This window comes from Caulobacter sp. ErkDOM-C (assembly GCF_048541825.1).
Classification (GTDB): Bacteria; Pseudomonadota; Alphaproteobacteria; order Caulobacterales; family Caulobacteraceae; genus Caulobacter.
This window is the reverse complement of sequence record NZ_CP183332.1, coordinates 2762410-2782955: the sequence shown is the minus strand read 5'-3', so window position 1 is coordinate 2782955 and position 20546 is coordinate 2762410. Positions and strand designations below refer to the sequence as shown.

Here is a 20546-nt window from a genome sequence, read left to right as displayed (position 1 = left end):
CGAGGGCCATGATCCCCGCCGCCGCGCAGCCTAGCCTTCGACGCGGAAGCGCCCTTCGGCGTCGGGGCAGACACGGATGTAACGCGTCTCGGTGCGGCCGTTATATTCCGCCGGCGCAGGGGCCAGACGGCAGCGTTCGTCGCTGCGGCTGCTGTAGGCACCGCCGTTATAGGCCGCCTCTCGGTAGGGGACTGTCTCGTCATAGGACCAGTAATTGCCACGGGTGTCGCACTTGGACTTGGCCGAGGCGTTGCCGATGGCGGCGCCGATGCCGGCCCCGACCAGGGCGCCCAGGACGGTGCCTTCCGGCTTGGCGTTGCGCGCGGCGGCGTTTGAGCCGAGCACGCCGCCGGCCAGGGCGCCGATCACGCCGCCGACGGTGGCGTTGCGCTTGGCGTCCTGACGGCAGGGCTCATTGTAAGAGGTGTTGGTCCCGTACTGGCCGCCGGCATAGGGCGCGCTGTAGCGGGTGGCATAGTCGGGATAGCGGCGATCATAGGCACCGCCGCCATAGCGACGGTCATAGTCGGCGCGGGCCTGGTCATAGTCGGTGCGGTCGCGTTCCCACTGGGCGCGCTGGGCGTCGTAGGGGCTGTTGTCGGCATAGCCGGCGCCGCTCATGTTGAAGCGTGCGGCGATCTGCGGATGGCGACGGTCATAGGCGCCGACGCCCCTGCGGCGGTCCTAGACGCGACGGTTACGCTCGTAGAGCTCGCGGTCGCGCTGGAACGCGGCCTGCTCGGCGTAATAGGCGCTGCTGGTCTGATAGCTGGCCGAGGAATAGCGCGTCGCATATTGCGGGTAGCGACGGTCATAGGCACCGACGCCATAGCGGCGATCATAGTTCAGCCGCGAGCGTTCATAGGCGGCGCGGTCGTTTTCATAGGCGCGCTGCTTGGCGTCGTAGTCGGCGATCTGGGTGCGATAGTCGGCGCGCTGGTCCTGATAGGTGTTCAGTCGCTGCTGATAGGCGGCCTGGGCGCTGGCGGTCTGGGCCAGGGCCGGGGCGGCCGCGCCGAAGGCGACCGTGGTGGCCATCAGTGCGGCGATGTATTTCGATGTCATGGTGGTGCTCTCCGTTCGGTCGAACGGATCAACGGCCTCCCCCGAGGGGGTCGCCAATCCTTCACAGGGTCCCTGTGCCAAGGGAAAGCCCCGCGAAGGTGAAGGTTCCCGGTCTCAGTCGCGGGTCACCGTCATCATGTAGTTGATGTCACTGTCGCTGGACTGGCTCCAGCGGCCGGTCAGGGGGTTGTAGGTCACGCCGAACGGGCCCTGCATCTGAACCGGCTCGCCGGCCAGGAAGGCGCGCAGCTCGTCCGGCTTCAGGAACTGCTTCCAGTCGTGGGTGCCCGCCGGCACCCAGCGCAGCACATATTCAGCCCCGATCTTGGCCAGGGCCAGGGCTTTCAGCGTACGGTTCAGGGTGGCCACGATCATCAGGCCGCCGGGCTTGAGCAGCTGCGAGCAGGTGCGCAGGAACGCGCCCGGATCGGCGACGTGCTCGATGACCTCCATGGTCAGCACCACATCAAACGGCCCGGCGCCCTCGGCCAGCAGCTGTTCGGCCGTGGCGGGACGATAGTCGATCGTCAGGCCCTGCTCTGCGGCATGGGTCGCAGCGGTCTTGATGTTCCTGTCCGAGGCGTCGACGGCCGTGACCGTAAAGCCCAGCCGCGCCATCGGCTCGCTGAGCAGTCCGCCGCCGCAGCCGATGTCCAGCAGGCTCAGGCCCTCGAACGGCGCGCGGTCCTTGGGGTCGCGGTCAAAACGCGCCACCGCCTGCTCGCGGATGAAGGCCAGCCGGCAGGGGTTGAACACGTGCAGCGGCGCGAACTTGCCCTTGGGATCCCACCATTCGGCCGCGATGGCCGAGAACCGCGCCACGTCGGCGGGGTCGATGGACCAGGAGGGGGGCGCGGCGGGCGAAGCGGCTTGGGTCATGTCGCCTCTCTACCACGACGACAGCCGTGCGACATCGTCGGCGAAAAAAGACAGGCCCGCGACATTGCCGTTGCGCCGTTGCGCCGCTAGAAGGCCGGGGCTTGCGCGGCGAGGAGCAATCTCGCCGGGTGGGCGCAAGAAAAAACCGCTATCGTTCGAGGGTTTGAAGACGTGTCTCGTCTGGTGATGAAGTTCGGCGGCACCTCGGTGGCCGACCTGGAGCGCATCCGGCGGGTGGGCCGTCTGGTCGCCGCCGAGGTCGCGACCGGCAAGCAGGTGGCGGTGGTGGTCTCGGCCATGTCGGGCAAGACCAATGAGCTGGTGGCCTGGACCGACGGCGCAGGCCGCGCAGCCGCGGGCCTGCCGGAGTCGGACGACGAGTATGACTCCATCGTCGCGTCGGGCGAGCAGGTCACGGCCGGCCTGCTGGCCATGACCCTGCGCAATATGGGGCTGAACGCGCGCTCGTTCCTGGGCTGGCAGGTGCCGATCCTGACCGACACCGCCCACGGCCGCGCCCGCATCGAAGACATTCCGCCGGCCAATCTGGAGGCCTGTTTCGCGGCCGGCCAGATCGCCGTGATCGCCGGCTTCCAGGGCGTGACCAGCGACGGCCGCATCACCACCCTCGGCCGGGGCGGCTCGGACACCAGCGCCGTCGCCATCGCCGCCGCCATCAAGGGGGCCTGCGACATCTATACCGACGTCGACGGTGTCTACACGACCGACCCCCGCATCGAGAGAAAGGCCCGCAAGCTGGCCAAGATCTCCTACGAGGAAATGCTGGAAATGGCCTCGCTCGGGGCCAAGGTTCTGCAGACCCGCTCGGTCGAGATGGCCATGGCCCATCGCGTCCCGGTGCGGGTGCTGTCGAGTTTCGTCGAACCGGGCGAAGCCCCGGGCCAAGGTACGATCGTCTGCGACGAGGAAGAAATCATGGAAAAGCGCATCGTCTCGGGCGTCGCCTATAGCCGCGACGAGGCCAAGATCACCCTGCTGGGCCTGCCCGATCATCCGGGCGTGTCCTCGCAGATCTTCGGCCGCCTTGCCGACGCCAATGTGAATGTCGACATGATCGTGCAGTCGCGCGCCCGCAGCGCCGACACCGCCAACATGGAGTTCACGGTCGGCAAGCGCGACGCCCAGCGCGCCGTCGAGATCGTCACCGCCGCCCAGGCCGAGATCGGCTTCGAGGCTGTCGCCGTCGACGAGGATGTTTCCAAGGTTTCGGTGATCGGGGTCGGCATGCGCAGCCACGCCGGCGTCGCCCAGTCGATGTTCCAGGCCCTGGCCGAGAAGAACATCAACATCCAGGTCATCTCGACCTCGGAGATCAAGATCAGCGTGCTGATCGACGCGGCCTATACCGAACTGGCCGTGCGGGCGCTGCACGCGGTTTACGGGCTGGACCAGCTGTAAGTACCGCTCATCCCGCCCCGGCCTTGAGCCGGGGGCGAAGCGCGCCGAGCCGGGACCGCCAGAAGCTCTGAGCCTGCTGCGGTCCGGGGTCTTCGCTAGGCTACGCCCGGAATGACAGTTTAGCTAAAACGTCGTGTTCTGACGTTATGAAGACGTAGAACCGCTCCACGAGACCCCCATGTCCGACGTTTTCAAGTTCGACCCCGCCGCCAAGACCGTCACCTTCGAGGGCGATGAGGGGCTGGAGCTGCTGTACGACCTCCTGCTGCGCGCCAAGTTCGGCGACGGCTATGAGAAGCCGCTTTTGGTCAGCCCGTGGCTGGCGGCGCTGCTCAAGCGGCTCGACCAGGCCCTGCCTGATGACGGCCAGTGGTTCCCGGAAAAGCCCGGCCAGCCGATCTTCGACACCGACGACCTGCTGGCCATGGGCGACGCGGTGATCGAGGAAGGCCACACCGTCGGCTGGTGGACCATGACCGAGCCGGAAAAGCGCGCCTATCTTCGCGAAACCGTCGCCGCGCCGCACCCGCTGACGGATCTCGAGGTCGAGTTCATCGAGGCCGATATTGACGCGGCCCTCGAACAGGCCCGCCGCCTGGTCCAGGACGCCGGCGAGCCCCTGGCCATGCCGGGGCACGGATAGGGCTAGTTCCGCCGATACCGCGACACAAAGGCCCAAAGGGCGTCGTTGTCGGCCAGCCAGATGTGGGTGCCGCCCACGGTGACCCGGCCCACTATGTCTGCCTCGCCCCGGCAGCCTGAATAGCGCTCTTCATAGACGCCCGGCGAGGCCCACCGCGTGGTCGGGGCGGTCTGGCAGTCGTTCAGGGCGGCCCAGCGCTGCTCGGCGGCGTGCATGGTGTACTGCCAGTAGCCCGCGCCCCCGCCCTGGTTCGGATTGGTCGTGTCCTTGTCGCCGGCAAAGGCGATGATCGGCACGGGCAAGGCGGGCTTGCAGGTGGCCGGATCAGGCTCCTGCGGATTGTCGCGCTTCGGATTGCCGGCCCGAAGGCCGACCACCGGGGCGATGGCGGCGTAACGGCCGGCCTCAACGCAGCCCAGCCAGGACGCCATGCGCCCGCCGCCCGACAGGCCGGTGACATAGACCCGGGCGCGGTCGACGCAGCCTTCGGCGGCGAGGCTCTCGACCACCCTCGCCAGATAGGCCACGTCGTCGGCGTCCGAGGCGTCGGGGATCTTGCCGGTCACGGTCGGGACGCCGGGGATGTTCCAGGCGAAACCGGTCCCGGCCTTGATGGCCGCGTCCGGCGCGACCAGAATGAAGCCCGCGCGATCGGCGGTCGCCTCCAGCTTTGAGGTCTTCAGGATCTGGGCTCCGGTCCCGCCGCTGCCGTGCAGCAAAATCAGCAGCGGGGCGGGAACGCCAGGGTCCAGGGTCGCAGGGCGATGCAGCAGCAGAGGGCGACCGGCCTGGCCGACATCGACCCGCGCGGTGGCGTCCGGCGCGCCGACGGCGCAGGCGGCCTGGACCGTGGCGCTCCAGCCCAGCAGAAGCAGGGGCGCACCCAACCGGAGCAGCCATCGCGCCAAGGCAAACTCAGACATGACCATTCCCCGGTATCCTGCGGGCGAGCTTAGCGGGTCGATGACGTGAGTAAACCGACGGATCGGCAGGGGCGCCGTCGCGCGCTTTTGGCCAAGCCAAGCTGCGTCGTGCCTGCTAATTCGCCTCCATGACCAACCCCCGCCGCCTCACCCTGGGCCTGCTGTACGGCCTGATCGCCGGCGCCTTCTGGGGCGGGGTGTTTCTGGCGCCGTTGCTGCTGGCTGACTTCACACCGCTGCAGATGACCGCCGGGCGGTATCTGGCCTATGGCCTGGCGTCGCTGGTGTTGCTGGCCCCCACGGCCATCGCGGTGTTCGGACGCATGACAGGCCGCGACTGGCGGGACCTGGCCCTGCTGAGCCTGCTGGGCAACCTGATCTACTATGTCGGCCTCGCCATAGCCGTGCAGAACGCCGGGGTGGCGGCGGCCTCGCTGATCATCGGGCTCTTGCCCGTGACCGTGACCCTGGTCGGCGCCCGGCCCAATGGGAGAGGGGGCGAGGGCGTACCGCTGCGCCGGCTGGCCGCGCCGCTGGCCCTGCTGGCGGCCGGGGTGGTCTGCATCAATGTCGACGTGTTCAGAAGCGGGGAGGGCGCGCCCGCGCCGCGCCTGATCCTGGGCGTGCTAGGCGCCGTGCTGGCCCTGGCCTGCTGGACGCTCTACGCCGTCTGGAACGCCCGTCGGCTGGCTGCGACGCCGACCTTCAACAGCCACGAGTGGTCGCTGCTGACCGGGGTGGTCACCGGCGCCCTGTCGCTGGTGCTGATCGTTCCGGCCTTCCTCCTCGGCGGTGCGGGACATGTCTCCAGCGCCTGGACCCTGTTCTGGGGCGTCAGCCTGGCCGTGGCCCTGGGGGCCTCGGTGATCGGCAACGGCCTGTGGAACGCCGCCAGCCGCCTGTTGCCGCTGAGCCTGTCGGGCCAGCTGATCGTGTTCGAGACCCTGTTCGCCCTGCTCTACGGTTTCCTGCACGAAGGCCGCTGGCCGCGCCCGCTGGAGAGCGTCGCCATCGCCCTGATGCTGGCCGGGGTGCTGTGGTCGGTGTCGCTGCACCGGCCGACGGCGGCGGTCGAGCCTGCGCCTTAAATTTGCTCCGCTCTCCCCGGCGAAGGCCGGGGCCCAGATTCAGCCTGAGCGTCTGGGGATGATGCGCCTTCTGCCTTAACCCAATCGACCAAGTCGCCGGGTTCGATCTGGGCCCCGGCCTTCGCCGGGGAGAGCGGGAGAAAGGGATCCCCACATGACTGGAACCTGAACAGCACCGTTCAGATCGGGTTCAAGCGCCGGCTCCTAAAACGGACATCAACAGCGCCGCACCGGGTCTTCCGAACTGGCGACGCTTCTCGAAAGGGGCACTGCCATGAACACCTTCTCCAAGACCCTGATCGCCGGCGCCATCACCGCCGCCATGGTCCTGCCCGCCTCGGGCGCCTTCGCCGGTGAGAAGACCAACAAGGCCATCCTGGGCGCTGTGATCGGCGGCCTGGCGGGCGCGGCCCTGGGTGACGGCGACAAGGGCGCGGTGGCGATCGGCGCCATCGCCGGCGCCGCCATCGGCGCCTCGACAGCCAAGGGCAAGGACGATCGTCGCTACAGCAGCGGCTATCGCACCCGCCCGGCCCATAACGGTTACCAGCAAGGTTATGGGCAGCAAGGCTACGGCCAGTCCTATGGCCAGTCCTACGGCCAGCAGTCCTACGGCCAGCAGGGCTACCAGAGCCGCGACCAGCGCTACGCCCGCGACAGCCGCGACAGCCGTGACAACCGCTACGGCCGGGGCGACCATTACGACGCTCGCTACGACGCCCGCTACGACAACCGCTCCGCCTACGACGACCGCCGCTAGGCCCCCGACGACCGCCGCCAGGTCCTGATCCCGATCCTGACGGCGAAGACTTGCGCCGCCTTCCCTTCCCGGGCGGGCGGCGCTTTTTCGCGCGTCGCGCGGGACAATCTTTCCGTAAGGTCGCCGCGACCGCTGTCAGGCGCGCGAAATCTGCTATAGCGCGCTAGGGGCCGAAGCGGCGTCTTAACCCATCGGACTTTCAGTCGGGTTAGACCGCTCCGGACAGAGGGAGAGCGCATGGCGGCAAGCGGCATCGCCGTTCGAGGACCACGCAGTCTGCTGCGGCAGATTCGCGAGGCCATGGCCGGGGCGGGCCCCGCCCAGGGCAAGCTCGACATGGTTGTGCGGATCATCGCCATCTCGATGGTCGCCGAGGTCTGCTCGATCTACCTGCGCCGCGCGTCCGGAGATCTCGAACTCTTCGCCACCGAAGGCCTTGCGCCCGAGGCTGTCCACGTGACCCGGCTGAAACCCGGCGAGGGCCTGGTTGGCGAGACCATGCGGCTGGGTCGGCCGCTGAACCTGTCGGACGCGCCCAACCATCCGGCCTTCGCCTATCGCCCCGAAACCGGTGAAGATCCCTACCACGCCTTCATGGCCGTGCCCCTGCTGCGCGGCGGCCGCTCGATCGGCGTGCTGGTGGTCCAGAACCGCACCGAGCGCACCTATGGCGACGAGGAGGTCGAGGACCTCCAGATCATCGCCATGGTCCTGGCCGAGATGGTGTCGTCCAGTGAGCTGCTGGGCATGGCCGAGCTCAAGGACGTCGAGATCGCGCCCCACAAGCCCGAGCGGCTGAAGGGCGCGCGGTTTGCGGAGGGCCTGGCCTATGGCGTGGCCGTGCTGCACGAGCAGCCGGTGGCGCCCGAGCAGTTGCTGTCGGACGATTCTGCCGCCGAAGAGATCCGCCTGAAGGTCGCCGTCACCGCCCTGCAGAGCCAGATCGACGAGATGCTGGAGGGCCAGGGTGGCCTGGTGGGCGCGTCCTACGAGGTGCTCGACACCTACCGCCTGTTTGCCCACGACCGCGGCTGGAACCGGGGCCTGGAAGAGGCCGTTCGCTCGGGCCTGACCGCCGAGGCCGCCGTTGAACGTGTAAGGTCAGAGCACCGCGCCCGCCTGGGCCAGGCCCGTGATCCCTATCTGCGCGAGCGGCTGCACGACCTGGAAGACCTCAACGACCGGCTGCTGCGCCACCTGTCGGGCGATGTGCACGCCGTGCGCCAGCTGCCTGACGACGCCATCCTGATCGCCCGCAACCTGGGCCCCGCCGACCTGCTGGAATACGACCGCACCAAGCTGAAGGGCATACTGCTCGAGGAAGGCTCGGCCGCCAGCCACGCCGGCATCGTGGCCCGGGCGCTGGATATCCCCTGTGTCGGCCGCCTGGCCGGCCTGCGCGACCGGGTCAGCGAGGGCGACCCCGTGGTCGTCGACGCCGAGACCGCCGAGGCCTGGCTTCGCCCGCGTCCGGACGTGGTGAAGTCCCTGAGGGCCCGGATGGAGGTCCGCGCCCAGCGCAAGGCCGAGTTCGCCCGCCTGCGCGACACCCCCGCCTTCACCAAGGACGGCGCCAAGGTCACCCTGCTGATGAACGCCGGCCTGGCCGTCGACCTGGATATCCTGGGTGAGACCGGGGCCGAGGGCATCGGCCTGTTCCGCACCGAGTTCCAGTTCATGGTCGCCGAGGAAATGCCCCGGCTGGAGGCCCAGACGGCGCTCTACGAAAAGGTGCTGGAGGCCGCCAACGGCATGCCGGTGACCTTCCGCACGCTCGATCTCGGCGGTGACAAGCTGCTGCCGTACATGGAGATGGAGCGCGAGGACAATCCGGCCCTGGGCTGGCGCGCCATCCGCATGGGACTGGACCGTCCGGCGCTGCTGCGCATGCAGATCCGGGCGCTGATCAAGGCCGCCGCCGGCCGGTCGCTGCGGATCATGTTCCCGCTGGTGGCCAATGTGGACGAGTTCCGCGCCGCCCGCGCCTTCGTCGACCAGGAAGTGGCCTGGGCCCTGAAGCGCGGCCGCCCGGCGCCGGCGCGTCTGGACGTCGGGGCGATGATCGAGGCGCCCTCGCTGCTTTGGCATCTGGACGCACTGTTGCCGATGACCGACTTCGTTTCGGTCGGCACCAATGATCTGATGCAGTATCTGTTCGCCGCCGATCGGGGCAATCCGAAGATGGCCGATCGTTATGATCCGCTGTCGCCGGCGGCCCTGCGCGCCCTGAAGACCATCCAGCAGGCGTGCGAGGACACCGGCACGCCGGTGTCGGTCTGTGGCGAGATGGCGGGGCGGCCGCTGGAGGCCTTCGCTTTGGTGGCTCTGGGCTTTGACCGTTTGTCGATGCCGCCGGCCGGCATTGGCCCGGTCAAGCAGATGGTGCTGTCGTGCGATCGCGAGGCGGCCAGACGAAACGTCGAGGCCCTGCTGAAGACTTCGGCCGGATCGCTCCGGGGCGAGATCGAAACCTTGGCGCGCAAGCTCTATGTCGCCATCTGACAGGTTGGCCGATTAACCAAGCTTCGCTGTTTAGTGTATTGAATCCCGTAGCTTACTTTGATATCCACAAAGAACTGTTAAGAACTTCGTGTAACACGAAGCGGGATGGGCGTGGCGTTCGTGCGCTACGCGATTTTTGGGGTGATATTGCCGCAATGGCGCTGGATACGGGCAGTGTAAGGCACTTGCATCTGAACTCCGACGCTGAGCCCGACGAGGGCTTCGCCGTCGTGGGACAGCCGTCAGTCGACGAGGGCGTCGACATCGGCGCCGCTCTGCGCGCCGCCCGGACCTTTCGCGGCCTGACCACCCAGGACGTGGCCGACGCCACGCGCATCCGCCTGAGCTATATCGACGCTCTCGAAGACCTGCGGATGGAAGAGCTGCCTTCGCGCCCGTTCACCATCGGCTATGTCCGCGCCTATGCCCAGCTGCTGGGTTTGGACGGCGAGGCCGCCGTGCTGCGCTTCAAGAGCGACGTGCCCGACGACGGCGGCGAACTGCGCGCCCCGGTCGGCGTGCGCCATGAGCGCGATCCCCGCCTGGCCCTGGTGCTGATTGTCGGCCTGCTGATGGTCGGCGCCATCCTGCTGTGGAACGTGGCGCAGCGCGCCATGGACAAGGACGAGCCCGCCGCACAGGTCGCGGCCAATACCGCAGCCCCGCAGTCGGCCTCGGCGCCGGCCGGTTCAGCCGTGTCGCTGGGCGCGCCCCTGCCGGCCCCGGTCGAGTCGACCACGCCCGAGCCCTACAAGACCCCTGGTCTCGACGACGCCGCCGCCAATGGCGGTTCGGCCGACGCCGCCAACGCCGCTTCCAAGGCCCGCGCCACTGCCGTCGCAGCGGGTGAGGGCGAGATCGACGCCGCTCATGTCGCGGCCCTGGGCTCGACCTTCAAGCCGCGTGGCGTGATCCACGGCGCGGCCGCCGCCGATAGCTCCGGTGTCGTTCTGCTGGCCCGCAAGGCCGCCACCCTGGTGGTGCGCGGCGCCGACGGCTCGGTGTATTTTGCCCGCCAGCTCAACGCCGGCGAAGCCTTCCGCGCCCCGCGCACGGCAGGCCTGACGGCCGACGTCTCCGACCCCAGCAATTTCGACGTCTATTCCGGCGGCGTGTTGACGGGTCGCCTGACCGCCTCAACCACGGCGCTGGGCAAACTGGCCAAGCCGGCAGCCTGACTCCCGTCCCGATCTTCGGGCCGCTGGGCGGAGCGGGAAAATAGAGAACTCATCCTTGGGTTCCGCTCGCAAAAGCCCTAGATTGCCGCCATGGCCGCTGACCACACCCACCTTCGTCCCTGGCGCTCGATCCAGCGTCGCGTGTCGCGCAAGATCCGCGTCGGCAATGTCGAGGTGGGGGGTGATGCGCCCATCACCGTCCAGTCGATGACCAACACCCTGACCAGCGACGCCGCTGCGACGCTGGAACAGATCCGTCAGCTGGAAGAGGCCGGCGCCGACATCGTCCGCGTCAGCTGCCCCGACACCGACAGCACGGCGGCCTTCAAGACCATCGCCCGCGAGTCCCGCGTGCCGCTGGTGGCCGACATCCATTTTCACTACAAGCGCGGTATCGAGGCGGCGCAGAACGGCGCGGCCTGCCTGCGGATCAATCCGGGCAATATCGGCTCGGCCGATCGCGTGCGCGACGTCATTCAGGCGGCCCGCGACCACGGCTGCTCGATGCGGATCGGCGTCAATGCCGGTTCTCTGGAGCGTGAACTGCTGGAAAAGTACGGCGAGCCGTGCCCCGACGCCATGGTCGAGAGCGCCCTCAACCACGCCCGCATCCTGCAGGACCACGATTTCCACGAATTCAAGATTTCAGTGAAGGCGTCCGACCCGTTCATGACGGTGGCGGCCTACCACCAGCTGTCAGAGCGTATCGATTGTCCGCTGCACCTGGGTGTCACCGAGGCCGGGGCCCTGCGCACCGGCACGGTGAAGTCGTCCATCGGCATTGGCTCGATGCTGTGGGCCGGCATCGGCGACACCATCCGTGTGTCGCTCGCCGCCGATCCTGTGGAAGAGATCAAGGTCGGCTTCGATATCCTCAAGTCGCTGGGCCTGCGCCATCGCGGCGTCAACATCATCGCCTGCCCGTCCTGCGCCCGGCAGGGCTTCAACGTCATCAAGACGGTGGAGGCCCTGGAAGAGCGCCTAGCCCATATCAGCCAACCGATGTCGCTGTCGATCATCGGCTGCGTGGTCAACGGCCCGGGCGAGGCCCTGATGACCGATCTGGGCTTCACTGGCGGCGGGGCCGGCTCGGGCATGGTCTACATGGCCGGGAAGGCCGATCACAAACAGTCCAACGACGGCATGATCGAGCACATCGTCGAACTGGTCGAAAAGCGCGCGGCTGAACTGAAGGCGGCCGCCGACGCTGAGGCGATCGCGGCGGAATAGGCTGCGCACTGGCCCTCTAAGGTCGTTTCACGACCACCTTCCCCCTCCGGGGAAGGGGCACGTCAGCGCGGAGGGGGCAGGTGGTTGGCTAGATCACCGCCCGAGACCGCTCGTCCACATCCGCCACCGCTGCGCCCACGATGCGGAGGCCGCGTTGCAGCTCTTCGCGATCCCGCGCTGCGCCTAGGCACACCCGCACGCCCGTCGTCAGGCCCGGCGCGACCACCGGCGCTGACGGGGGGGTCACTTCCACGCCGCCGCGCAGGGCCCGGCCGGCCAGACGTTCGGCGTCCAGGTCCGACATCGGCAGCCAGACGTGGGGCGCGCTGGCCGACATCGGGGTCTCGATGGCGTCGCCCAGGATCTCGCGGGCCAGGGAGAGGCGGGCGGTCATCTCGGCCTGGATCTCGGTGACAATGGCGTCTGCGGTCCCGTCCTCGATCCACTGGGTGGCGATCAGTCCGCCGAAATTGGGCGGGGCGTAGTTCAGCGCGCGCACGGTGCGCAGCACGCGGTCCAGGGCATCGCCGGGCGGCACGATCAGGAAGCCGGTGCGCAGGCCGGGCGCCAGCGACTTGGACACGCCCGAGACGTGGAACGTGCGCTCCGGCGCCAGCACCGCGAACGGCGGCGGGGCGCCCGGGGCGTAGACCGCATAGATGTCGTCCTCGATGATCATCAGGTCGTGCTTGCGGGCCACGGCCACGATCTGGGCGCGGCGGTTGGCGCTCATGATCCGGCCGGTCGGGTTCTGCAGGGTCGGCTGGATGGCCACCGCCCTGAAGGCGCCGGTGGCGGCGGCCTCGTCCAGAACGTCGGGGCGCAGGCCCTCGGCGTCCATGACCAGGCCCTTGAGCCCATAGCCCATGTGCTCGGCCAGCGCCTTGGCGCCGTAGAAGGTCGAGGCCTCGCACAGCACCGTATCGCCCCACCGCGCTACGGCGCCGAAGGCCAGGGCGAGGGCCTGTTGGGCGCCGGCGGTGCAGACCAGACGGGTCCAGTCGGCGCCGACCAGGCCGCCGCTGCGCTCCAGCCACGCAGCCCCGGCGCGCCGCTGGGCCTCCAGCCCCGCAGGCGGAGCGTAGCCCAGGCAGTCGAAGAGGTCGCCGCGCCGGCGCAACCTCGTCAGAGTGTCGCCCAGTCGGCCCTCGGCCGGTCCGCCGGGGGCGATATTCTGCGAGAGATTGATCAGGCCGCCCTCGGCCATCCTGACAGGCTTTCCCGCCGCCCCGCCGCGCACAAAGCTGCCACGGCCGACATGGGCCTCGACCAGCCCGGCCTTCTCGGCCTCGACATAGGCGCGGGTGACGGTGCCCAGGCCCAGCCCCAGGCGGTGGGCCAGGTCGCGCTGCGGCGGCAGGCGCGCGCCCGCGGCCAGGGCGCCGGTCGCGATATCGGTGCGCAGGGCTCCGAGCAGGCGCTCATAGATCGGCGCGTCGCCGGCCTCCAGCGATGGGGTCCAGTCCCTCAGGGCTTTCGTGGACATGTGGGCTCCGATATTGTCATCATGACAATACTCGTTTTGACTCATGGATCAATCGGGAACATCTCTGTGACACTCTCGATCATGGAGTCCCGACGTGACCCCCGACCTTCTGCTGGCCTTCGTCCTGTTCGCCTTCGCCACCGCCGGTACGCCCGGGCCCAACAACATGATGCTGCTGGCGTCGGGGGCGAACTTCGGCTTTCGCCGCACCATCCTGCACATCTTGGGGATCAGCGCGGGTCTGGCCGTGCTGCTGGTGGCTTCGCTCTATCCACTGATGACCCCGGTCAAGGCGTGACAGACGCGGGGAGGGGCGCCACGCTGGCGGCATGCGCATCCTCCTCGCCCTCACGGCCGCGATCGCCGCCGTCGTCCTTGCTTCGCCGGTCCTGGCCTCTCCTGTCCTGGAGGGGGATCTCAAGGTCACCGTCGCCGGCCGCGACACGGTGGTGCTGTCGCCGGCGGAGGTGAAGGCCCTGCCGCGCGCCAGGGCGACGATCCAGGTCAAGGGGCAGCTCGTGGTCTATGAGGGCGCGGTGCTGCACGAAGCCCTGCTCAAGGCCGGCGTGGTCTCGGGCGAGCGGCTGATGGGGCGGTATCTGAACCAGGTGGTCATCCTGCGGGCTGCCGACGGCTTTTCCAGCATCCTGTCGATCGCCGAGACCGACCCTGTTTATCGCGCCAATCCGGTGATCCTGGCCGACACGGTCAATGGCCAGCCGCTGGACGCGCGTGAGGGCCCGTACCGCGTGGTGGTCGACGGTGATCTGCGGCCCTCGCGCTCGCCCCGGGGCGTGGTGGCGGTCGAGGTCAAGGCCGGGTTTTAGATCGTCCCGGCGACCGCGCCCCTGGCGAAGCCCCGCAAGCGCTGGGCAATGACCTCGCCCACCGCCTCCACGGCGGGACGACCGGGATAGTTGGCGCGCCAGGCGATCCGAACCGTGCGCCCAGCCTGCTCGGCCAGCGGCCTGAGCACAATCCCCGCATCCTGCGCCGCGCCGGCCGCAAGCCCCGGAATCAGGGTCGTGCCGTAGCCGGCCGCCACCATGTTCAGCAAGGTGGGCAGGCTGGCGGCGCGGAGCGGGCCGCCCAGCGCCCCGTTGCTGCCGCAGGCCGCCAGGGTCTGGTCGCGCAGACAGTGACCGTCGGCCAGCACCAGAATGTCCTTCGCCAGATCGGTTTCGGTGACGGTGTCCAGCCCCGCCAGCGGGTGATCGGGCGGCAGGGCCGCCAGGAACGGCTCGTCGAACAGCGGCCGGCTCATCAGATCAGGCCCGTCGACCTCGGTGGCCAGCAGAGCCGCGTCCAGCTCGTGGCTGCGCAGCCGTTCAAGCAGGGCGGTGGTCTGGTCTTCCCAGGGCTCGAGCTCCAGCGCGGGCAGCGCCTCGCGCAGCGGCGCAAACACCAGCGGCAGCAGGTAGGGTGCCAGGGTCGGGATGATGCCAACGCGAAAGCGTCCCGCCAGGGGATCGCGCAGCGTTCGCGCCGTGGCCAGGATCGCTTCGGCCGCCGTGACGGCTGTGCGGGCATGGCCGATCAGTTGCAGGCAGGCGGATGTCGGGGCGACCGCCTTGCTGCTGCGCTCGAACAGGGCGACGCCCACAAGCTCTTCCAGCTTCCGGATCTGCACGGAAAGCGTGGGCTGACTGACGCCGCAGGCCCGCGCGGCCTGACCGAAATGCTCATGCTCGACCACGGCCAGAAGGTAGCGGAGGTCTCGAAGATTCACGGCGCGACCCCAAGTCTAATCATAGGCAAGGCCTATCACAGCCATTGATTTTTGGCGCTTCTCTTTATGATCAGGATGCGCGAAAACTTCGCCAGGTGTTCCGCAGAGAGCGCCCAGAGGGAGCGGCGGCAGGATCCAGACCTCGACTCGAATTCCGGTGCGCCTCACCCAGCGACAGCCTGGCTCCGCCACCCGGCGGGCCAGTGTGCGCTGTCCCGTTTCAACGGCGCGCCTTGCCAATCAGTAAACGGGCTTACCTCCGCAGAATTCACGGTCTTCATCGTGCAGGCCAAGTCAGTCACAGCAACCAAGATTGGAGCCAGTTATGGACGGAAGCGACATCGTCGAACCCACGAGCAAGTGCCCCCTCAATCACGGGGTTCGGTTTCACACCAGTTTCGGGGGACGGTCGAACCGCGACTGGTGGCCCAACCAGCTGAACCTGAAGATCCTGTCCCAGCACTCGTCGCTGGTCAGCCCGTTTTCGCCGGCGTTCAGCTATGCCGAGCAGGTCGAAAAGCTGGATGTCGAGGCCCTGAAGAAGGACCTGGCGGCGCTGATGACCGACTCGCAGGACTGGTGGCCGGCTGACTACGGCCACTACGGCCCGTTCTTTGTCCGCATGGCCTGGCACAGCGCCGGCACCTATCGCACCGGCGATGGTCGCGGGGGTGCGGGCTCGGGCACGCAGCGCTTTGCGCCGCTCAACAGCTGGCCTGACAACGGCAACCTCGACAAGGCCCGTCGCCTGATCTGGCCGATCAAGCAGAAGTACGGCAACCAGATCAGCTGGGCTGACCTGATGATCATCGCCGCCGACGTCGGCATGGAGACCATGGGCTTCAAGACCTTCGGCTTCGGCTTTGGCCGCGAAGACGTCTGGGAACCGGAAGAGGACGTCCACTGGGGCGCCGAGGACACCTGGCTGGGCGACGACCGCTACAAGGGCGAGCGCCAGCTCGACAAGCCGCTGGCCGCTGTCCAGATGGGCCTGATCTACGTCAATCCCGAAGGCCCCAACGGCAATCCTGACCCCCTGGCCTCGGCCCACGACATCCGCGAAACCTTCGCGCGGATGGCCATGAATGACGAAGAGACCGTGGCGTTGATCGCGGGCGGTCACACCTTCGGCAAGGCCCACGGCGCGGGCGACGCAGCCCATGTCGGAGTCGAGCCCGAGGGCGCCGGTATCGTTGAGCAGGGCCTTGGCTGGCGTAACAGCTGGGAAAGCGGCAAGGGCGTCCACACCATCACCAGCGGCCTTGAGGGCGCCTGGAAACCCAATCCCATCAAGTGGGACAACGGCTATTTCGACACGCTGTTCGGCCACGAGTGGGAGCTGACCAAGAGCCCGGCCGGCGCCCAGCAGTGGACCCCGAAGGACCCGGCGGCCCGGACCCTGGTGCCCGACGCCCACGATCCCACCAAGCGCCACGCACCGATGATGGCGACGACGGACCTGGCGCTGCGCTTCGACCCGCTCTACGCGCCGATCTCCAAGCGCTTCCACGAGAATCCGGACCAGTTCGCCGACGCCTTTGCCCGCGCCTGGTTCAAGCTGACCCACCGCGACATGGGTCCCGTCGCCCGCTATCGCGGCCCGCTGGTGCCCAAGGAAGAGCTGATCTGGCAAGATCCCGTTCCGGCGGTGGATCACCCCTTGGTCAATGCGGCCGACATTCGTGACCTGAAGGCCCGCGTCGCGGCTTCGGGCCTGTCGGTCTCGCAACTTGTCGCGACGGCCTGGGCCTCGGCCTCGACCTTCCGCGGTTCGGACAAGCGCGGCGGGGCCAACGGCGCCCGTATCCGGCTGGAGCCGCAGAAGACCTGGGCCGTCAACCAGCCGGCCCAGCTGGCCACGGTGCTGGCGACGCTGGAAGGCATCCAGGCGGCGTTCAATGCCGGCCAGACCGGCGGCAAGACGGTGTCGCTGGCCGATCTGATCGTGCTGGCGGGCTGCGCGGGCGTCGAACTGGCCGCGAAGGCGGCGGGGCACGCGGTCGAGGTCGGCTTCACACCCGGCCGTACTGACGCCTCCCAGGCCCAGACCGACATCGAGTCGTTCTCGGTGCTCGAGCCCACCGCCGATGGGTTCCGCAACTATCTGAAGACGGAATACACCCTGACGGCCGAGGAACTGCTGATCGACCGGGCGCAGCTGCTGACCCTGACGGCGCCCGAAATGACGGTGCTGGTCGGCGGTCTGCGGGTGCTGAACGCCAATACCGATCAGTCGCCGCATGGCGTCTTCACCGCGCAGCCGGGCGCCCTGACGAACGACTTCTTCGTCAATCTGCTCGACATGCGCACGGTGTGGTCGGCGACCTCGGAAGCAGAGGCCGAGTTTGAAGGCCGCGACCGCACGACCGGCGAGCGCCGCTGGACCGGCACGCGGGTGGATCTGGTGTTCGGGTCCAACTCGCAGCTGCGGGCCCTGGCCGAGGTCTATGCCCAGAGCGACTCCAAGGAAAAGTTCGTCACCGACTTCGTGGCGGCCTGGACCAAGGTGATGAACCTGGACCGCTTCGACCTCGCCTGATCGGCGAGACCGTACGGCTGGACGCGGCTGACCCCAGCCGCGTCCAGACTTCAAGGTCGGGATTAGATCGCGGCGACGCACGACCGCGATCACCCCGGCGCCTTGGGAGGAGGCCCCCATGTCCCATGCCGTGGACGCCGCGTTCCGCGAGGAACTGCGTAACGCCGGTCTGACTGGCCAAGGCGCGTTGCCGCGACTGCTGGCGCTGTTGCGCGCCGCGCCAGAAACCCATCTCACCCTGGCTGAGGTCGCCGACATCGCCGCCGAGTCCGGCTTGGCGGTCACGCTTGCCGATTTGACCCGCCAGATGGAAGCCCTGGCCGACCATGGCCTGATCGGCCGTCTGCCCACCACCACCGCCGACCTGGTTTTTGACACCGTCGCCGAGCCGCATTCGCACCTGTTTTATGAACAGGCCGGCCAGATCATCGACCTGCATGTGTCGTCCGAGACCCTGCTGGCCATGATCCGTCAGGCTCTCGCCGAGCGCCCGGGCGGCGTGGAGATCCTGGTGCGCTATCGCCGTGATCCTCCGACCGGGATCAATCCGGAGACTGAACAGCGGCACCAGCCAGAGCACCCCTGACGATCGGCCGTTTCGCCCTTAAGCCTTCCATGACTCCGTTGTAATTTGCCATCCCGTGTACTTTGAAAATAAAAGTACTTCATCAGAAACCGCTCTGAGGGAGCACTACACCATGAAACGCCTCGCCACGGCCGCCGCCGTCCTTTTCGCCACCACCGCCTTCGCCACCGCCCAGGCCGGCGAGATCGACCTGACCCTGAACGGCGTGCAGCCCAAGGGCGGCAAGATCCTGGTCACGGTCCAGAGCCGCGACCAGTTCATGCAACGCGCCCAGACCTCCGGCGCGGTTCTGGACGGCGCCGCCAGCGGCCAACTGAAGGTCAAACTGCCCGACGTGCCGCCCGGCGACTACGCGGTCTCGGTGCTTCACGACGCCGACAGCAGCTGGAGCATGACTGACGGCGCCGACGGCAAGCCGGCCGAGGGCTGGGCGATGTCCAGCGCCTCGCCCCTCAAGGGCGTGCCGACCTTTGACAAGGTCAAGGTTTCGGTAAACGGCGACGCCGCCATCACCCAGACGATGATGTATCCGAAGTAGTCGTTTTCACGCCGGGGTGACGTCAGGCCGCGCGGGGGGTACAGAGACCGCCCGTTCCCCTTAAAGCACGTGACGTCACCCTTGCGACTGCCCCAGGCCCGACTCGACCAGGTTCTCGACCGTTTCCGCGAAGTGGAGGCCCGCATGGGCGCCGCCAGCGACGGAGCCGAGATCGTCAAGCTCTCCAAGGAGCACGCCGAACTGCGTCCGGTGGCTGAGGCCGTCGAGACCCTGGCCAAGCTGGCCGCCGAGCGCGCCGACCTGGAAGAGATGGCCGGCGACCCGGAAATGGGCGCCATGGTTCGCGACGAGATGCAGGCGCTGGATGAGAAGCTGCCGGTCCTGCAGCACGAGCTGGCCCTGATGCTGGCGCCCAAGGACAAGGACGAGAACGCCTCGGCCATTCTCGAAGTGCGGGCCGGCACCGGCGGCGACGAGGCGGCCCTGTTCGCGGGCGACCTGTTCCGCATGTACCAGCGCTATGCCGTGCTTCAGGGCTGGAAGGTCGAGGTCGACAGCGTCTCCGAAGGCGAAATGGGCGGCTACAAGGAAATCATCGCCTCTGTCACCGGTGACGGGGTGTTTGGCCGCTGGAAGTTCGAGAGCGGCGTGCACCGCGTGCAGCGCGTGCCGGCCACCGAAGCGCAAGGCCGCATCCACACCTCGGCCGCCACCGTCGCGGTGCTGCCGGAAGCCGAGGATGTCGAGATCGAGATCAACGAAAGCGACATCCGCATCGACACCTATCGCTCGTCGGGGGCCGGCGGTCAGCACGTCAACAAGACCGACTCGGCCGTGCGCATCACCCACTTGCCCACGGGCGTGGTGGTGACTTCATCGGAAAAGAGCCAGCACCAGAACCGCGCGCGGGCGATGAAGAACCTGAAGGCGCGCCTCTACGACATGCAGCGCGAGGCGCTGGACACCGCCCGCTCCGACGCCCGCAAGGGCCAGGTGGGCAGTGGCGACCGTTCCGAACGTATCCGCACCTATAACTTCCCGCAGGGCCGGGTGACTGATCACCGGATCAATCTCACCCTCTACAACCTGGCCAAGGTGATGGAGGGCGACGCCCTGGACGACATCATCAAGCCGCTGATCGCTGAGGATCAGGCGGCCCGCCTGGCCACCCTCGAAGACGGCTACACCTGATGGCCTTCACCCGCACCTATGACGAAGACGAGCCCCAGCGGGTCAACAAGTGGCTGGCCCAGGCCGGCGTCTGTTCGCGCCGCGAAGCCGAGGCCCTGATCGCCGACGGTCTGGTCTCGATCGATGGCGAGACCGTCGAGGACGTGGGCCGCAAGATCCTGCCGGGCCAGACACTGGTGCTGGCCGACCGCGCGACCGACAAGCTGGATTCCAGCCTGACGATCATGATCCACAAGCCGGTCGGCATCGTCTCGTCCCAGCCCGATCCCGGCCAGATTCCGGCTGTGCGCCTGCTCAAGCGCGAGAACCTTTGGGCCCATGAGGCGACGATCCCCAACTTCAGCAACCGCCTGGCCCCGGTCGGACGGCTGGACATGGACTCGCGCGGCCTGCTGATCCTCTCGGAGGACGGCGTGGTGGCCAAGGCCGTGATCGGCCCGCAGTCGGAGCTGGAGAAGGAATACCGCGTCGCCATCATGGGCGAGATCACCGAGGAGAAACTGGAGCTGATGCGCTTTGGCCTCGAACTGGACGGCCGCGAACTGCGCCCCGCCCATGTGGAACTCATTTCTGACCAGCGCCTGCAAGTGATCCTGCAGGAAGGCCGCAACCGCCAGATCCGCCGGATGTGCGAGCTGCTGGAATGGAAGGTCGTCGACCTGTTCCGCGTCCGCGTCGGCTCCCTCACCCTGGGCGATATGCCGGAAGGCTACTGGCGCCCGCTGACCGCCGACGAGCGGGCGGGTTTGATCGCGGGTTAATCCCCAAACTCCACGCTCGGGATTCCCAAGATTTATGGTCTAGTTTGAATTTGCGCCTAATAAATCGA

Annotated in this window: 20 protein-coding genes; 14 read left to right on the top strand and 6 right to left on the bottom strand. The window is 68.0% G+C overall.

The window, feature by feature from the left end; genetic code table 11:
* Positions 1-30: 30 nt before the first annotated feature.
* From ACN2C8_RS13465 to ubiG, 3 genes are all read right to left on the bottom strand, one after another.
* A complete protein-coding gene (locus ACN2C8_RS13465; RefSeq protein ID WP_419252298.1) occupies positions 31-621 on the bottom strand; it encodes a glycine zipper 2TM domain-containing protein in 591 nt (196 codons plus the stop codon).
* Positions 622-684: 63 nt separating this feature from the next.
* A complete protein-coding gene (locus ACN2C8_RS13460; RefSeq protein ID WP_419252296.1) occupies positions 685-1065 on the bottom strand; it encodes a hypothetical protein in 381 nt (126 codons plus the stop codon).
* A 114-nt stretch (positions 1066-1179) separates the two neighbouring features.
* Positions 1180-1944: a bifunctional 2-polyprenyl-6-hydroxyphenol methylase/3-demethylubiquinol 3-O-methyltransferase UbiG gene (gene ubiG, locus ACN2C8_RS13455; protein WP_419252294.1), complete on the bottom strand. Its 765-nt coding sequence runs from the start codon at positions 1942-1944 to the stop codon at positions 1180-1182.
* A 171-nt stretch (positions 1945-2115) separates the two neighbouring features.
* Between ubiG and ACN2C8_RS13450 the strand changes: the two genes are divergently transcribed.
* Entirely contained in the window at positions 2116-3363 is a 1248-nt protein-coding gene (locus tag ACN2C8_RS13450) for an aspartate kinase (protein WP_419252292.1), read from the top strand.
* 178 nt (positions 3364-3541) lie between these two features.
* Positions 3542-4006: a hypothetical protein gene (locus ACN2C8_RS13445; RefSeq protein ID WP_419252290.1), complete on the top strand. Its 465-nt coding sequence runs from the start codon at positions 3542-3544 to the stop codon at positions 4004-4006.
* Between the two features lie 2 nt (positions 4007-4008).
* Here ACN2C8_RS13445 and ACN2C8_RS13440 read toward each other — a convergent pair whose 3' ends face one another.
* Positions 4009-4929 carry an alpha/beta hydrolase family esterase gene (locus ACN2C8_RS13440; protein WP_419252288.1) on the bottom strand — a complete coding sequence of 307 codons (921 nt, stop codon included), beginning with the start codon at positions 4927-4929 and terminating at the stop codon, positions 4009-4011.
* A 128-nt stretch (positions 4930-5057) separates the two neighbouring features.
* Here ACN2C8_RS13440 and ACN2C8_RS13435 point away from each other — a divergent pair, with 128 nt between their 5' ends.
* The 5 genes from ACN2C8_RS13435 (at position 5058) to ispG (ending at position 11687) form a co-directional block, all read left to right on the top strand.
* Entirely contained in the window at positions 5058-6017 is a 960-nt protein-coding gene (locus ACN2C8_RS13435) for a DMT family transporter (RefSeq protein ID WP_419252286.1), read from the top strand.
* A gap of 274 nt (positions 6018-6291) precedes the next feature.
* Positions 6292-6777, top strand: coding sequence for a hypothetical protein (locus ACN2C8_RS13430; protein WP_419252284.1), 486 nt, complete (start codon positions 6292-6294; stop codon positions 6775-6777).
* Between the two features lie 237 nt (positions 6778-7014).
* Entirely contained in the window at positions 7015-9279 is a 2265-nt protein-coding gene (ptsP, locus tag ACN2C8_RS13425) for a phosphoenolpyruvate--protein phosphotransferase (RefSeq protein ID WP_419252282.1), read from the top strand.
* 155 nt (positions 9280-9434) lie between these two features.
* Complete coding sequence (locus ACN2C8_RS13420; RefSeq protein WP_419252280.1) at positions 9435-10457, top strand: helix-turn-helix domain-containing protein; 1023 nt, start codon at positions 9435-9437, stop codon at positions 10455-10457.
* Positions 10458-10547: 90 nt separating this feature from the next.
* On the top strand, positions 10548-11687 hold the full coding sequence (ispG, locus tag ACN2C8_RS13415; protein ID WP_419252278.1) for a flavodoxin-dependent (E)-4-hydroxy-3-methylbut-2-enyl-diphosphate synthase: 1140 nt from the start codon (positions 10548-10550) through the stop codon (positions 11685-11687).
* A gap of 88 nt (positions 11688-11775) precedes the next feature.
* On the opposite strand, the gene ACN2C8_RS13410 is transcribed toward ispG, so the two are convergent.
* Positions 11776-13173, bottom strand: coding sequence for a PLP-dependent aminotransferase family protein (locus ACN2C8_RS13410; RefSeq protein ID WP_419252276.1), 1398 nt, complete (start codon positions 13171-13173; stop codon positions 11776-11778).
* Between the two features lie 94 nt (positions 13174-13267).
* On the opposite strand from ACN2C8_RS13410, the gene ACN2C8_RS13405 reads away from it, so the two are divergent.
* Together ACN2C8_RS13405 and ACN2C8_RS13400 are read left to right on the top strand one after the other, a co-directional pair.
* A complete protein-coding gene (locus ACN2C8_RS13405) occupies positions 13268-13471 on the top strand; it encodes a hypothetical protein (protein ID WP_419252274.1) in 204 nt (67 codons plus the stop codon).
* A gap of 31 nt (positions 13472-13502) precedes the next feature.
* The gene (locus ACN2C8_RS13400; protein ID WP_419252272.1) at positions 13503-14000 is read left to right on the top strand and encodes a molybdopterin-dependent oxidoreductase; all 498 of its coding nucleotides are present in this window, start codon (positions 13503-13505) and stop codon (positions 13998-14000) included.
* Here the strand turns inward: ACN2C8_RS13400 and ACN2C8_RS13395 are convergent.
* On the bottom strand, positions 13997-14902 hold the full coding sequence (locus ACN2C8_RS13395) for a LysR substrate-binding domain-containing protein (protein ID WP_419252270.1): 906 nt from the start codon (positions 14900-14902) through the stop codon (positions 13997-13999). The two genes, ACN2C8_RS13400 and ACN2C8_RS13395, sit on opposite strands and share 4 nt — an antisense overlap.
* Positions 14903-15227: 325 nt before the next feature.
* Here ACN2C8_RS13395 and katG point away from each other — a divergent pair, with 325 nt between their 5' ends.
* The 5 genes from katG to ACN2C8_RS13370 all read left to right on the top strand — a co-directional run bounded on the left by katG (position 15228) and on the right by ACN2C8_RS13370 (position 20478).
* Positions 15228-17441, top strand: a complete 2214-nt coding sequence (gene katG, locus ACN2C8_RS13390; protein ID WP_419252269.1) for a catalase/peroxidase HPI — start codon at positions 15228-15230, stop codon at positions 17439-17441.
* Between the two features lie 118 nt (positions 17442-17559).
* A complete protein-coding gene (locus ACN2C8_RS13385) occupies positions 17560-18027 on the top strand; it encodes a transcriptional repressor (RefSeq protein WP_419252267.1) in 468 nt (155 codons plus the stop codon).
* Between the two features lie 112 nt (positions 18028-18139).
* The gene (locus ACN2C8_RS13380) at positions 18140-18565 is read left to right on the top strand and encodes a DUF2141 domain-containing protein (protein ID WP_419252265.1); all 426 of its coding nucleotides are present in this window, start codon (positions 18140-18142) and stop codon (positions 18563-18565) included.
* A gap of 81 nt (positions 18566-18646) precedes the next feature.
* Positions 18647-19717 carry a peptide chain release factor 1 gene (gene prfA / locus ACN2C8_RS13375; RefSeq protein WP_419252263.1) on the top strand — a complete coding sequence of 357 codons (1071 nt, stop codon included), beginning with the start codon at positions 18647-18649 and terminating at the stop codon, positions 19715-19717.
* The gene (locus tag ACN2C8_RS13370) at positions 19717-20478 is read left to right on the top strand and encodes a pseudouridine synthase (RefSeq protein WP_419252261.1); all 762 of its coding nucleotides are present in this window, start codon (positions 19717-19719) and stop codon (positions 20476-20478) included. Before prfA ends, ACN2C8_RS13370 begins: the two co-directional genes overlap by 1 nt.
* Positions 20479-20546 lie beyond the last annotated feature (68 nt).